This window comes from Cyclobacterium sp. SOCE241 (genome assembly GCF_056867545.1).
The window spans coordinates 1,851,942-1,866,845 of sequence record NZ_CP149779.1; the positions used below are offsets into that span (position 1 = coordinate 1,851,942).

Sequence of the window (14,904 nt, forward strand, 5' to 3'; positions counted from 1 at the left end):
TGAATTTAATCCAAAGCTAATGTTCAGTTATGGATTGAGATACGTTGTTTACAACTACTTGGGCCCAAATACGGTCAATGAATACCCAAGCAATTCTATAAAGACTGAAGAAACCAAAATAGGTGAAACATCTTATTCTTCAGGGGAAATAATTAACACTTACCAAGGTCCTGAGGTTAGATTTTCTGCACGTTACGCTTTAGATAATTTCACTTCAATCAAGGCAGGATACAACAGTATGAGACAGCACTTACACATGCTTACCAATACTTCGGCAATTGCTCCTACAGATACTTGGAAGTTAAGCGACCCTCATTTAGCTCCTCAACTTGGAGATCAATGGGCCATTGGCTTTTTCAAAAATTTCAGTTCCAATATCATCGAAACTTCAGCAGAAATTTACTACCGAAAAATGAGAAATTTGGTAGATTTTAGAAGTGGGGCATCTTTAATCCTCAATGACAATATTGAACAAGATGTGATCAATACCCAAGGAAAGGCATATGGTATAGAACTAATGGCAAAAAAGACGGAAGGGAAATTGAATGGTTGGATAAGTTATACTTATTCAAGGTCTTTGTTCAGGACCAACCCTGAAGAGTTGGGCGAGATGGTCAATAGAGGAAAGTTTTATCCAAGCAATTTTGACCAACCTCATGATATTATGTTTGCAGGAAATTTTGAATTTACCAAACGGATAAATACTTCTATAAATGCCAATTACAGTACAGGCAGACCGATTACATTGCCTATTGCCAAATTTTATTACAATGGCTCAGAAAGAGTTTACTATTCTGACCGAAATGCTTACCGAATACCGGACTATTTCAGGGTAGACCTGTCTTTTAATATTGAAGGAAACCATAAAGTCAGAAAACTAGCCCATGCTTCTTGGTCAATGGGTGTTTATAATTTACTTGGTCGAGCAAATCCTTATTCGGTTTACTTTTCTCCTGAAAATGGAACCATACAAGGCTACAAGCTTTCAATATTTGCTAGACCTATTCCATTTATCACCTATAATTTTAAATTTTAATGAATACCAAAATAAATAAATCACAGTATCATGTGCTACTGGGTATTCTTTTACTCTTCTTTGGTTGTAGGGAGCCATTTTCTCCTGAACTAAAAGAGTTAAACGATAATATTTTGGTAGTAGAAGGTTTTATTGAAGTTGGAGGTGGTACTACAAGCATAAACTTAAGTTGGGCTTCAACCCTCTATAGCGATATACCTCAATTCTCTGTGCCGGGTGCCAGTCTTTTTCTTACCACTGATAATGGTGATAGTTGGGAGTTAGAATCCGATAATTTTGGCTCTTATATTACTGAGGAATATTTACCGGAAGATGAGATATATACCCTCAGCATTAATTTAAGCAATGGCGATAGTTACGTTTCTGATAAAATAATCCCTATCGTTAGCCCTGATTTTAATATCACCTTTACTCAAGAGGATGGGGATGTTCAAATCTATAGCAATACGACAGGCAATGATGAAGCAGAATATTTTCTCTGGCAATATGAAGAGGCTTGGATATACCGTACTCCCCATACTTCTTTCTTTAACTACGACAAAGAAACTGGAGAAATGGTTGGCATACCCTTGGACCAATTGACCAATCGCTGTTATAATTTTGATCAATCAAGTAGAGTTATATTAGAGGTATCCTCTCGCTTTGAAGACAGCCGAATATTTCAAAAAGAATTACTAACCATTGATAGCCTATCTGAAAAATTAGGAATCCGTTATAGAATCAAAGCAAAGCAATATGCGATCAACAGCGAGGCCTATATTTTCTGGGAGGGAATCAGAAGAAATTCTGACGATATCGGTGGTATCTTTAGCCCTCTTCCCTCTGCGGTGGAAAGTAATATTCACTCAGTTAACAATCCGGATGAATCAGTGATCGGATACATTTCTGCAGGTAAATCCAAGGAGAAAATTCTCTACATCAATTCTAGTGATGTGGCGCCATGGAGGCCTTCAATCCAAGATTATTTCGGCTGCATAATCGATACGATTGCTCCACAGGATTATCAAGAAGTATTCGGTTTATTGAACTATATACCATTATATGAATATTGTGATGATTTACCTTGTGGAGGCTATTTTGCCTCTACAGAGGGCTGTACAGATTGTAGACTTAGAGGAGGAGTGCTTGAAAAACCAGATTATTGGGAAGATGAATAATCAATATTTTCATACCCGAACCCTTGTTTTATTGGGATTTTGCTTTAGCTACTGCTATTTAGGCATGGCCCAATCGACCGTCAGTCTTCCTGAAGAAGAAGTTTATGTTCAAGTCGTAAACCCTGTTTCTTTAACAGAGGATTACCTTTGGCTGGAGGTTTCAGTAGTCTCTGGAAATAAACCTAGCACCTCTAAGGTGATTTATATGGAGCTCTTGGATAGAAATGGAATATCTGTGGCTGGAGAACTCGCTAAGCTGGAAAATGGAAAAGTCCACTCCTATTTACAAATCCCCCTGAACTTTCCTCAGACAATTACCTATTGCGGGTGTATACAAGAATTAGCCCTTATATTTCAGGTGAAAAGGGAGTTTTTCAATCCATGGTTTCAATTATAAATCCGCAAAAGCCACCGGTGATTGATTCTAGCCCCCAAACTGAAGTCAAAGACCTCCCCAGTTATCTAAATCCAGGGTATATAGATTTAAAAGACAGTCTGATAGAAGTATCTTTGCCCCTGCCTGGCGCCAGAGACATTTCAATTGTAATTAATAAAGCAAGTCCTTTGGACCATCTTGACGCCACGATTAATTTTAATGAAATGTATACTACCGGTACCAGTTCGAATCAAGACCTAATCCCGGAATTATACGGCCATATCGTCAAGGGTAAAATTCTGGAAAGTGTCATTGATACCACTGAAGTATTTTTCTTAACCCTCCATGGCCATCAATCCCATATGTTTGTAGACAAACCAAATGAAAAGGGAGATGTATATTTCGACACAGGAAATTTTTCTTACTTTGATTATGCCGTCATTCAATCTACGAGACCAGATGAACAGGTAAATTTCATACTATCTTCACCATTCTGGGAGGAAACACCCAATGAGAATTTCACTCTTCCTGTCTTGAAACTTAGTCCTAGAGACGAAGCATTTATTAAAGATAAGATTTTAGCCAGAGCTAGTCATCAATATTACCTGGCTCCCATTGAAATACCACTAGCTCCTCTACCTTTTCAATACATCACAGACTACAGTTATCAACTGGATGATTACAACCGTTTTGAGGATATGGCCACCACCATTAGAGAATATGTTCCCATGGTATTGGTACGCAGTCAAAACCGAAAAACAATTTTTAAAAACTTTAACATTCCTTATAACCTAGTATTTAAAGAAAGTCCCTTGCTAGTAATTGATGGAATGCCTGTATTTGACAGTGAAGCATTTGCTAATTTTAACCCAAAAGGTATCAAAAGTATGGACATCGTCAATCGGTACTTTTATATCAATGACTTAAGGTTTACAGGCATGGTAAACCTCACCTCATATAAAAATGATTTTGGAGGTTTTGACCTGCCAAAGAATGCCTTGTTTATCACCTATAAAGGCTTGCAAAAACCTTATCAATTCTATGCGGGATCAGAAGCGACTAATAAGGGATCTTATTTCCCTGATTTCAGAAGTATTTTAACATGGCAATCCAACAAAGAAATTGATACCAATGGAATGCTCAATTTCACCTTCAAGCCTTCCCTTTTAAAAGGAAACTTCGAGCTGAAGGTTCGTTATAGAGCAGGTCAAAATAAGACTTTTAACACTGCCAACTATTTACTTAAACTGAACTGATAGAATAACTGATTTTTTTGTTTAAATCACCTGTTGATTCGAAGGTAGTTTTCATCTCTGATACTGTCATTTCTATCGTACAAATAATTCCACTTTTTCATGTATTCATCTGCAGGAAGAAATTCATCATTGGTAGCCTTCAGCTTTTCATTCAGTAGGCCATCCAAATGATTTTTCAATTGAGAAAACTGGGGCATGTCTACCAAGTTATGCATCTGATAAGGATCTTTTTCATTGTCATAAAGCAACCAAGGCCCCAACAAATCTCTAACGTAAGTATATTTTTTTGTCCTTACCCCTCGATATTCTCTACCCCCATTTAAAAATTTCCATTCATGAAATGGAACCGGTAGCATGATTAGTGCAGCCTCATTTCCTAATTCGTCACCTGCCAACAATTTACTAGAAAAGTCTTTTCCTTCAATAGAGCCGGGTATTGCCAAATCACTTAATCCCAACAAGGTCGGTAATAAGTCTGGTGTATTAATTGGGTCATAAACATTCGTGCCTTTACCTAATTTTTCCGGATACCTAATGAGCAATGGGACTTTTATGGATTCATCCCAAGGCCTTTGTTTCTTCAACATTCCCTTGGACATGATCATATCTCCGTGTTCCGAAGTAAAAACAAAGATCGTATTGTCAGCAATCCCTGCTTGATCAATGGCTTTTAACAAATCACCGATAGCGTGATCTAAGGCTGTACAATGGGCATAGTAGTTGGCCAATACATTCCTTGCACTATCTTGAAATTCTGTAGGAACATTTGGCCTCACACTTAATGCTGAAGGCTCATACATATCCCGGTAAGCTTGCGGGGCTGTATGGTATGGGTCATGAGGAGGACCCCAGGACAATACCAATAGAAATGGGTTGTCCTTATTTTTATTGATGTAACTTATAGCACTGTCTGTTTGAGAAAAAGCATCATATCCTTCCCAGAATTGTTTTTGATTTTCTTCATCAAAATAATAAGAGTTGTTATAATTATGGGTTACTTCCCGGACTTTCCAGTAATCAAAACCTTGCCTTCTTTCTTTAGGCACAGGTTGATTTCTAGCGCTAAAAGGTTCTTCCCCTCTTTCATGCCCATTTAAGTGCCATTTGCCAATATAGCCTGTCTCGTAGCCTGCCTCTTTATAAATCTTTGCTATAGTGGTAGCTTCTGTTGGGAAGGGTTTATCATTATAAAAAACCCCGTGTGTCAATGGATACTGCCCTGAAATAAAACTCCCTCGCCAAGGTGCACAAACAGCCATCACAGTAACTGCATTATGAAAAACAGTACTTTCTTTAGCCAAACTATCCAGGTTAGGGGTAATTACGTCTTTATTCCCAAGAAACCCCACAGACTGGGCCCGCCATTGATCGGCTAAAACAAAAACAATATTAGGTGGGGATGAAGGATTTTCACTTGTATGTTGTTCTGTTACTTTAGGTTTACATGAAAAATTTAAACCAAGAAGGCCACTTAAAAGGAATAGGGTAAATGTTCTCATTGGGCTTATATTAGGATGAAATTGAAATTTGGTGAAAATTACACTAAATTCAACAAGCTACCCAAAAAATGGTCCTTTTGAAATTCACTTATTGCCTAAACATCTAATCTTAGTATAATTCTCTCCTTCACTTCCCTTGAATCAATCCCAAATCAAATTTTTTCTGCGCATCTTTTCTTTCAGGTTCTATTTCATCAAAAACATCTTTTCTCAAATCGCTTTGACTTTTCTTTTTATGCCATTGCTCATCCGCGAACAAAATAACCCCGGCCTCATAGGAATCAAGCAAATGGTCATAAGCTCCTCTTTTGCCAGAAGTTTGACGAGAATAGGGGCCATTTCTATCATTACAAACAGAAGCATTATCATTAAGTTGGCCCAATAAACCGCAGTGTTTGCATTGGTAAGACTATCTAAGGCTTGAATACGTGCCGCCAGTCCGTTATTGGATGCTACTGATAGCATCTGGTGGTCCAATTCCAATTTCATTTGATCATCTAGTTGATCAATTTCCAACAGAATTGCTTGAATTTTCTCCCTATTTAAGGCTTGGGTTTGCAAAAAGTCTTGCTGAGCCTGATCCAATTGTTCTTCCTTTTTTCAGCATTAATGCCAATTCCGGCTCTTCCGGTAGTACCTCCCGTTTTTACCCCAAAACGTTCATTGTCGTATTCAAGCTGTTTCTCATTTCTAAAATCCTCCTTACTTTTTATTTCAGCATTTAATCCATCAATTTGATCTTGAAGTTGTTGAATTTCAGGAAATCCGGCTTTAATTTGACCTTTACTTTCTCGGATTGTTTCCAAACGTTGCCTATCTAATTCCCTGTTGATCTCTTTTTCAAATATCTTCAGCTCCAACGGTTTAGCAATTACCAGTGCTATCAATACTGCCAATAATAATCTAGGAATGGCTTGTTTAAATTCCAGACTAAATTTATCCCGCTTTTTAAGGGTGGAAACAATGTACCTGTCTAAATTAAATATCATCAACATCCACAATACACCCACCGCTAAAACGGGCCATATATTGTCGAAAACAGTAAATAAAGCATAACCTACAGACAACCCTGCAAATATAGCTGTAAATAATACCGTTCCCCCTATACCTATAAATTGATGAATGGAGCCCGGGCAACGTTTAACCAACGGAAGGTAAGCCCCTGAGCAAAATATAAGGAAGCGTTCTATTTTATTCATAGAAAAGAGTATTTGGATAGTTTTACAACAGAATCACTATTCAAGTAGGCTGCCAGAAATAAAATTTCAATTCGAAATCGGGTAAAATTGAAGAAACAATCTACACATCCCTGTTTATCAATTAATTACTAAATAAAAAATAGGCTACTTTAGCATGTTTATCTGGAATCTATTAGTGAATCCAAAGCATAAAATGGGACAAAATAAAGAACTGTTCGCATGGTTTGTCCGCTTTTGTGACAATCAAATAATAAAATGATTTTAAAATCCACTTTAATCCAGTATTTTAGACAATAAAATCTATAACCAAATATGAAAAATTATAATTTCGCTTTCTTAGCTGTTTTACTTTTTATTTCTACCACAGTTTTTGCCCAAGACCCTACGAGATTTAAAGGACAGGTGGAGAAAATCCATCAAGACAATCCTATTCAGGAAAATTTGAATAGTATCGTTTTCACAGGTAGTTCTACCATAAGAATGTGGAAAAGCCTGCAGGAAGACTTTCCACAACACAATGTTATCAATGCAGGATTTGGTGGGTCTCAGGCTAGTGACTTGCTATACTATATTGATGAACTTATTTTGGATTATAAACCTACCAAAGTTTTTATTTATGAAGGAGACAATGACATTTCCTCAGGTAAGTCCACTGATGAAATACTAATGACCTTCAATCTGATTACAAGTAAAATCCATGAAGCATTGCCTGAAACAGAAATCGTTATCATCAGTCCAAAACCAAGTGTTGCACGATGGAAGCTTGCTGACCAGTACCTTGAGTTGAACAAAAAATTAAAAAAATTTACTAAAAGTGAAAAGTACATGAAATATGCTGATTTATGGAAGCCAATGCTTAATAAAGATAAAGAGCCTATGGATGACATCTTTATCAAAGATAACCTTCACATGAATGAAAAAGGTTATGCCATATGGGCAAAAACCATTAAAAAGTATTTATAATTAAGCCAATTACCTATATGAGGCACTCGAGTAACTGAGTTCTAACATTGTGAAAGAGATTAAAATTTATTCCCTTTACTATTGAATCGCTAGGCTATTCAATAGTAAAGGGATTATTTTTACTTAAAGATATTCTTTAACCCTAAGAACTGGCACCAGCAGAAAAGTAACCAATATAAATACAAGAGAGAATTTGGAAAATCGAAATCCCCTTGTTTTCTTTGCAATAAATTCAGGAAACTGATTTATAAAGAAGAGGCGAGAGATCAGGCTCTGTGAACCTCTGGCAACCTTCCAACCAAGGAAAGGTGCCAATACCTGCCCAATAAAGGGAACGATAAATTAGACAATATGACATTACACACAATCTCCACCTTTACTTTTCTAGACTTATTTTGCTGTTCTTCAATCTTACTGAAGAAGGGTAAAACACATGTACCCACCTTTAGATAATCTTCTTTTATGAATTATAAAAATTTTGAAACCCAAGCTGTAAGGATTGCTACTTCTTCCTCTGATCAGAGAGAACATTCCGCACCTCTGTACCTAAGTTCTAGTTTTGTTTTTGATTCAGCAGAACAAGCCAGACAAATGTTTGCAGACGAAATTGAAGGCAATATTTATTCAAGGTATGCCAACCCTAACACCAGTGACCTAATAGAAAAAGTATGTGCTGCCGAAGGCACCGAAAGTGGTATTACTACTGCTTCAGGTATGGCTGCTATGTTTGGCAGCATGGCTTCCCTCCTAAGACAAGGAGACCATGTTTTGGCTTCAAGATCATTGTTTGGTTCTACCCATCAACTCCTAACTCGAATATTTCCAAAATGGGGAATTTCCCATACTTATGGAGACATCTCAGATATAGATAAGTGGGAAGAACTGGTACAACCCAACACCAAGATGTTGTTCATAGAAACACCTTCTAATCCTGGTTTAGAGATTATTGACTTGGAGTACATTGCTAAATTCGCCAACGCCCATAATTTAGTACTCGTGGTCGACAATTGTTTCGCTACCCCTTATTTACAACAACCTGCAAAATGGGGAGCACATATTGTTACCCACAGCGCCACAAAATTCATAGATGGGCAAGGAAGGGTTTTAGGGGGCTTATTCTAGGCAAAAAAGAATTGATCGATGAAGTGCAATTTTTTATGCGCCATACTGGACCATCGTTGTCCCCATTCAATGCATGGGTTTTAGCCAAAAGTATGGAAACACTGGCTGTTAGAATGGACAGGCATTGTGAAAATGCTTTAAAAATTGCTCAATATTTTGAAGGTAACCCGGAAGTGGAGGTAGTAAAATACCCATTTCTAGCCTCTCATCCACAGTTTCATCTCGCCAAAAAACAAATGAAACATGGAGGCGGTATAATCACGCTGACATTGAAGGGAGGGTTATCCCGAGCCAAGAAATTTATTGACCAATTGCAGATGATATCTGTCACAGCAAATCTAGGAGACACCCGTAGCATCGTGACGCATCCTGCCTCTACCACTCATAGCAAGCTATCTGAAGAAGAAAGAGAAAAAGTTGGTATACTAAATGGTTTGGTAAGGTTATCAGTAGGTTTGGAGCATGTCGATGACATCATCCTAGACATTGAAAGGGCTTTAGACCAGTCTAAGTAAAAAAATGACAAGGTTACAAATACAATATTTGTAACCTTGTCATTTAAAAAGACTTCAATGTTTTTACGACTATATGCTATTTATTCTTTTTCACTTCCTGCAACTTCTGCAATTTTCACCTCTTTGTCATTTTCCAATTGGGTGCTGACTACATAGTATGGACCTGTAATTACCTCTTGGTCTTCTACGAGTCCTTCTAGGACCTCAATGTTTTCAAAATCTGAAATCCCTGTTTTTACTTCCTGCACCTGAGTTTTATCCCCATTTTTCAAAAACACCAACTCTTTCATATTGCCTTTACCCTCACCTTCCTCAATAGTGTGACCTGCTCTTACGGTAACGGCAGCAAGAGGAATAGCCAAAACACCTACTTTTTTATCCGTTATGATCTCAACACTCGCTGTCATACCCGGACGAAATGGGAAAGGGTTTTGGTTTGAAACCAAGTCTTTATAGGAATCATTCAGGATCCTAATCCTAACTTCAAACTCGGTAACAGCATCAGTACTTACCTTTTCGTTGGCTGAATTGGCTATGGCTGTTACAACCCCTGTAAATTTCTTACCTGTAGAGGCATAGGAATCCACTTCTATCAAAGTGGTATCATTCATACTAATCCTTACGATGTCATTTTCATTGACATTAACCCTCACCTCCATTTTAGATAAATCAGCAATCCGGAGCATCTCTGTACCGGCCATTTGAGCCGTTCCTACCACACGCTCTCCCTTTTCAACCAACAGATTGGAGACTATACCATCCGTTGGAGAATATACATTGGTTAGCCTCAAATTTTCTCCTGCTTCATCCACAGAAGCTTTGGCACTTTTGACAATAAACTCCGAAGCAATTACACTCTGTTTGGCCGCTTCAAGGTCATTTTCAGCTGTAAGGTATTCTGCTTTAATTTGTTCAAAATCAGCGTCTGATATCACCTTATCTTCATAAAGGGTTAAATTCCGCTCATAATTCAATTTAGATTGGTTGAATTGTGCTTCAGAGCGTTTTAAGCTAGCTTTTGACTGTGCTAAATTGGCCATTTGTTGGTTTAAATTGGCCTGTGCCCGATCCAATGCAGAAATAAAATTATCCGGCCTGATTTTGACCAATAAATCACCCAATTTAACTGAGTCACCTTCGTTAACGTTCAATTCAATAATTTCACCGGCAACATCAGGGCTCATTTTGACCTCAGTCTCGGGTTGAACTACACCGGAGGCACTCACTTTCTCCACAATGTCTTTTTTGCTAACCTTACCAATCTGTACTTCTAAAGGCTGCTCTCCTCCTACCCACCCGGCTTGTTTTCCTACTATCATTCCAATTACCAAGATTGCCAACACTCCTAGTAATATGTATATTATCTTTTTGGATTTTTTCTTTGCCATTGTTCTAATCTATTAGAGGGTAAGAGGATTTCCTAAATAAAAATCCAGGACTTTAACACTAAACACATATTGATATTTTGCAGTAATTAGGTCAGCTTCAGCATTGAATAAATTGTTTTGTGCAACCTGGAAGTCCACAGCATTTATGGCGCCTACTTCAAATCGTTGCTTGGCCATCCTAAAAGACTCTCCCAATGCTTCCACTCTTATCAATGAACTTTTATAGGATTGCTCTGCAGCATAAGCTGAAGTGTAGGCAGATTCAATATCCTGTCTTAAAAGATTTTTAGCTTCTATTTCCTGAATTTCACTCAGCCTTTTCTGTACTCTCGCTCTTTGCAAACTTGCCTTGTTTCTAAAATTGGAAAATACTGGAATACTTAATCCAATGTTTGCAGATTGAGAGAGGTTATTTTCAAATTGCTGCAAGAGTGGATCAGGCGTCATAAAGGTACTTTGATCCACATAATTTGAAAATACATTTGCACTAAGACTCAAACTTGGTGCAAAACTTCCCTTCGCTATTTTCACTCCATATTCAGCACTCTTAACTGCCAATGCTGCTGCTTGAATCTCAGGCAACCTCCCTTCTGCAATCGAATATACCTCAGCAACGCCTACCGTTCCTATCTCTAATCCTTCTACCCCTACCTCCGGAATAATTATACCAAAATTATCATCAAATGGCAATTGTAAGGATTGGGATAAATTTAACTTGGCTATTCGTAAATTATTTTGCGCGTTGATCACCTCTAACTCATTGGTAGCCCTTTGAGCTTCCAAGTCCAATTGATCTGCCCTGGGTAATGCTCCTGCTTTTACAAGGCTCTTAGTCCTTTCCAGCTGATCTGCACTTGTTTTCAATTGAGATTGTGCAATGTTCAATTGCTCCATTGAAAATGCCACATTTATGAAAAGGTTAATCGTATTAAGGGTAATGTCATTTCTACTTTTTTCAACATTCAAGCGGTTGACCTCCACGTTTAGTTTAGATTGCTTGATGCTATTCTGAACCCTTCCCCTGAATAAATTGGCAAACTTGAGTTCCCAGATATATTAACATTTCCTATCCTTCTAGATTCAAAATCATTTGTTACCGGGTTAATGGATCTTCCCCAGCGAAAACCTGAGCTTGCTCCCATAGAGAAAGAAGGCAGCATCTGGCCTTTGGCTTCCATCAAATTGGCTTCAGAACTAATTAAGTTCATTTCTGCCCTTTTTAAATTTAGGTTATTTTCTAAGGCAGTTTCAACGCTTTGCTCCAAAGTCAATTTTCCAAGATTATCCTGAGAAAAAACCAATGTAGACAACCCTGACACTAACAGCAATAGCAGTAAAATATGCTTTTTCATGAACTTTGGTATTTTATCTTTTTTCAATCAAAAAGTTTATCTTTTTCATCATTAATCCTATAGATTTATCCAAACCAGCTTTTAACAAGCAAACCTAGTGCTAATTAGTCATTTACTTTCAAGTTTAAACCTTTCTCTTTAAAAATCACCTATAAATACCATTATTTAATTAATTTTAAGGAGAAAGTTACAATCAAAAAACCATTTTGTTCGTATATGAACAGTTCACTGTACAAAAATGAGACAGTTTTTTAAATTCAATTCGGAGAACTTTACTGAAATAGATGCCTTACCTCTTAATAGGGCCCTCCTATTTGGTGATGGGATCTTTGAAACAATGTGCTTTATCAATGGTCAATTCAGATTTCATGAAGACCATCAAAATCGAGCTGTTAAGGGACTCTTGAAATTAAAAATCCAAGGAGAACTAGATCTGGAGGACATAGCCAAAATGCTCAGTAAAACATACGGTACCACCGGAAAGCTAAGAGTAAGGTGGAACATTTATAGATCAGGAATCGGCAAGTATAGTCCTAGTGAAAATAATGCTTGTGAACACTTAATCGTTTCTGAATTTAATCCATCCCCTAAAACAAAAAGCACGGCCTATATTAGCCAAAAGGTTCATACCAATAAAACTGCATGGTCCGGAGTAAAAACTTTAAATGCCTTACCTTATGTTATGGCCAATATTGAGCGACAAGAAAAAGGCATGGCAGATGTAATTATATTAGATGAGGAGGGAAATGTTTCAGAAGCCGGTAGTTCCAATATTTTTGGGTAAAAGGAGGCAAATATTATACCCCCAGTTTAGCGACCAATTGCATTGAAGGCGTTTCTAGGAAACAAATAATTTCCCGTTTAAAAAGTTTGGATAAGCCATGTGGAATAGGGAAATACAAACCCCATAGTTTACTTGAGGCAGATCAGGTTTTAGTTAGCAATGTAACCGGAATTTCTTACCTACTCAAAATTGAAGACAGAGATTTCAAACCAAATCCTGATCCTGACCTACTCTCACTTTTTGACCTTTGATAAGGACAAAGTAAAATTGAGAAGTCAAGTCTTAAACAGATACTTCCGCTTTTATTCTGGGATGAGGATCATAATTCAGCAATTCTATGTCTTCATATTTAAAAGAAAAAATATCCTTTATCTCAGGGTTTAATTTCAATTGTGGTAAGGGCCTGCATTCTCTGCTAAGCTGAAGTCGGGCCTGATCAAGATGGTTGTTATACAGGTGAGCATCTCCAAGGGTATGGATAAACTCCCCAACTTCAAGATCACATACCTGGGCGATCATAGCCAAAAACAAAGCATAAGAGGCAATATTAAAAGGCACTCCCAAAAACACATCTGCACTACGCTGGTACAATTGACAGGACAGTTTCCCATCAGCCACATAAAATTGAAACAAAAGGTGACAAGGAGGCAAGGCCATTTGATCCACATCAGCCACATTCCAGGCGCTAACGATTAGACGCCTGGAATTAGGGTTGGTTTTAATCTGATGAATTAAATTTTTAATTTGATCAATTTCTCCTCCATTCCCATCGGGCCAATGTCTCCACTGGTACCCATATACGGGGCCCAAATCACCATTTTCATCTGCCCATTCATCCCAAATTGAAACCTTATTATCTTTTAAGTATTTAATATTGGTATCACCTGATAAGAACCATAATAATTCATGAATAATGGATCGTGTATGACATTTTTTAGTAGTTACCAAAGGAAACCCCTTTGACAAATCATATCTCATTTGGTACCCAAAAACACTCAGTGTACCGGTACCTGTTCGATCGCCTTTTTTAATTCCATGATCCAATATGTGTGCTAATAATTGGTGATATTGTTGCATACTGAATTGCTTTAACTATAATGTTCTTGGTAATATTTTTGATAATCTCCCGAGGTCACGCTATCTAGCCATTTTTCATTTTCCAAGTACCAATCTACTGTTTCTTCAATTCCAACTTCAAATGTAAGACTCGGTTTCCATCCCAATTCTTTGTTGATTTTATCAGCGTCAATCGCATACCGTTGATCGTGCCCTGCTCGGTCCTTCACAAAGGTAATTAATTGCGCTGAAGCTCCTTTATCTCTGCCTAGTTTTCTATCCATGATTTCGCATAAGAGCTTCACAATATCAATGTTTTTCCACTCATTAAAGCCTCCTATATTGTAGGTTTCATTCGTTTTCCCCTCATGAAAAACAAGGTCTATCGCTCTGGCATGATCTACCACAAACAACCAATCTCTAATGTTTTCACCTTTTCCGTAAACCGGCAAAGGCTTATTTTGTTTGATATTGTGGATACACAATGGAATTAGCTTTTCAGGAAATTGATTCGGACCATAGTTGTTGGAGCAGTTTGAAATGACTGTTTTTAAGCCATAAGTATTGGCATAAGCTCTTACAAAATGGTCCGAAGCAGCTTTGGAAGAAGAATAAGGGGATTGAGGGTCATAAGGTGTTGTTTCTAGAAAATAACCGCCCTCATCCAAAGAGCCATAGACCTCATCTGTTGAAACATGATAAAAAAGATGATTCTCTTTATCCTGCCAGAAATTTTTGGCTGTATTCAACAAATTAACTGTTCCCATAACATTTGTCTTCACAAATGCGAGGGGATCGGTGATTGACCTATCCACATGAGATTCTGCTGCCAAATGAATCACATCGGTAATTTGGTAGTCATTAAAAACTTCCTTTAAAAGTTCCTCATTATTGATATCTGCTTTGGCAAAAACGTAATTTTTTTCTCCTTCAATGTCCTTTAAATTCTCCAAATTACCTGCATAGGTCAAACAATCCAAATTAACAATTCTGTAATTAGGATACTTTTTTACAAAAAGTCGGACAACATGAGAGCCAATAAAACCTGCTCCACCTGTAATCAAAATTGATTTTTCCATAATTAAAAGATATTATAATATGTATGTAAAAATTTTAAATTAAACTTAACACAGATAAGCTGTACTAAGCAGGGACAATTTCTATTCCAAATCCAACCATAAAATTTAAAAAATTCAGGGGC

General features: G+C 37.4%; 11 protein-coding genes, 3 pseudogenes and 1 riboswitch. Of the genes and pseudogenes, 7 read left to right on the forward strand and 7 right to left on the reverse strand.

All coding sequences use genetic code 11. The features are described 5' to 3' along the window. Window positions 1–19: 19 nt before the first annotated feature. The 4 genes from WG932_RS09040 to WG932_RS09055 all read left to right on the forward strand — a co-directional run bounded on the left by WG932_RS09040 (window position 20) and on the right by WG932_RS09055 (window position 3,825). The gene (locus WG932_RS09040) at window positions 20–1,036 is read left to right on the forward strand and encodes a TonB-dependent receptor domain-containing protein (protein WP_483087707.1); all 1,017 of its coding nucleotides are present in this window, start codon (window positions 20–22) and stop codon (window positions 1,034–1,036) included. Continuing rightward, window positions 1,036–2,193, forward strand: coding sequence for a DUF4249 domain-containing protein (locus tag WG932_RS09045; protein ID WP_483087708.1), 1,158 nt, complete (start codon window positions 1,036–1,038; stop codon window positions 2,191–2,193). Before WG932_RS09040 ends, WG932_RS09045 begins: the two co-directional genes overlap by 1 nt. Window positions 2,194–2,257: 64 nt before the next feature. Continuing rightward, a complete protein-coding gene (locus tag WG932_RS09050) occupies window positions 2,258–2,590 on the forward strand; it encodes a hypothetical protein (protein ID WP_483087709.1) in 333 nt (110 codons plus the stop codon). Then, window positions 2,575–3,825 (forward strand): hypothetical protein, encoded by a 1,251-nt coding sequence (locus WG932_RS09055; RefSeq protein WP_483087710.1) that lies wholly within the window; start codon window positions 2,575–2,577, stop codon window positions 3,823–3,825. The genes WG932_RS09050 and WG932_RS09055 overlap by 16 nt, the downstream gene beginning before the upstream one ends. 26 nt (window positions 3,826–3,851) lie before the next feature. Here the strand turns inward: WG932_RS09055 and WG932_RS09060 are convergent, their stop codons facing one another. Together WG932_RS09060 and WG932_RS09065 are read right to left on the reverse strand one after the other, a co-directional pair. After that, on the reverse strand, window positions 3,852–5,324 hold the full coding sequence (locus WG932_RS09060; RefSeq protein WP_483087711.1) for a sulfatase family protein: 1,473 nt from the start codon (window positions 5,322–5,324) through the stop codon (window positions 3,852–3,854). 210 nt (window positions 5,325–5,534) lie between these two features. Then, window positions 5,535–6,523, reverse strand: a pseudogene (locus WG932_RS09065) (DUF4407 domain-containing protein). A 312-nt stretch (window positions 6,524–6,835) separates the two neighbouring features. Between WG932_RS09065 and WG932_RS09070 the strand changes: the two are divergent. Together WG932_RS09070 and WG932_RS09075 are read left to right on the forward strand one after the other, a co-directional pair. Beyond that, on the forward strand, window positions 6,836–7,486 hold the full coding sequence (locus WG932_RS09070) for an SGNH/GDSL hydrolase family protein (RefSeq protein ID WP_339675402.1): 651 nt from the start codon (window positions 6,836–6,838) through the stop codon (window positions 7,484–7,486). A 242-nt stretch (window positions 7,487–7,728) separates the two neighbouring features. Continuing rightward, window positions 7,729–7,830, forward strand: a riboswitch (SAM riboswitch). Window positions 7,831–7,948: 118 nt separating this feature from the next. Next, window positions 7,949–9,123: pseudogene (locus tag WG932_RS09075) on the forward strand (O-succinylhomoserine sulfhydrylase). A gap of 80 nt (window positions 9,124–9,203) precedes the next feature. Here WG932_RS09075 and WG932_RS09080 read toward each other — a convergent pair. From WG932_RS09080 to WG932_RS09090, 3 genes are read right to left on the reverse strand one after another with little or no spacing between them, the layout of a single operon-like run. Beyond that, window positions 9,204–10,511: an efflux RND transporter periplasmic adaptor subunit gene (locus WG932_RS09080; protein ID WP_483087712.1), complete on the reverse strand. Its 1,308-nt coding sequence runs from the start codon at window positions 10,509–10,511 to the stop codon at window positions 9,204–9,206. A 12-nt stretch (window positions 10,512–10,523) separates the two neighbouring features. After that, window positions 10,524–11,477, reverse strand: coding sequence for a TolC family protein (locus tag WG932_RS09085; protein WP_483087713.1), 954 nt, complete (start codon window positions 11,475–11,477; stop codon window positions 10,524–10,526). Between the two features lie 17 nt (window positions 11,478–11,494). Then, window positions 11,495–11,863 carry a hypothetical protein gene (locus tag WG932_RS09090; RefSeq protein ID WP_483087714.1) on the reverse strand — a complete coding sequence of 123 codons (369 nt, stop codon included), beginning with the start codon at window positions 11,861–11,863 and terminating at the stop codon, window positions 11,495–11,497. A gap of 337 nt (window positions 11,864–12,200) precedes the next feature. Between WG932_RS09090 and WG932_RS09095 the strand changes: the two are divergent. Next, window positions 12,201–12,898: pseudogene (locus WG932_RS09095) on the forward strand (aminotransferase class IV). 31 nt (window positions 12,899–12,929) lie between these two features. On the opposite strand, the gene WG932_RS09100 reads toward WG932_RS09095, so the two are convergent. After that, window positions 12,930–13,724, reverse strand: coding sequence for a thymidylate synthase (locus tag WG932_RS09100; RefSeq protein WP_014022879.1), 795 nt, complete (start codon window positions 13,722–13,724; stop codon window positions 12,930–12,932). An 11-nt stretch (window positions 13,725–13,735) separates the two neighbouring features. Then, the gene (gene rfbB / locus WG932_RS09105) at window positions 13,736–14,782 is read right to left on the reverse strand and encodes a dTDP-glucose 4,6-dehydratase (protein WP_014022880.1); all 1,047 of its coding nucleotides are present in this window, start codon (window positions 14,780–14,782) and stop codon (window positions 13,736–13,738) included. Window positions 14,783–14,904: the final 122 nt, after the last annotated feature.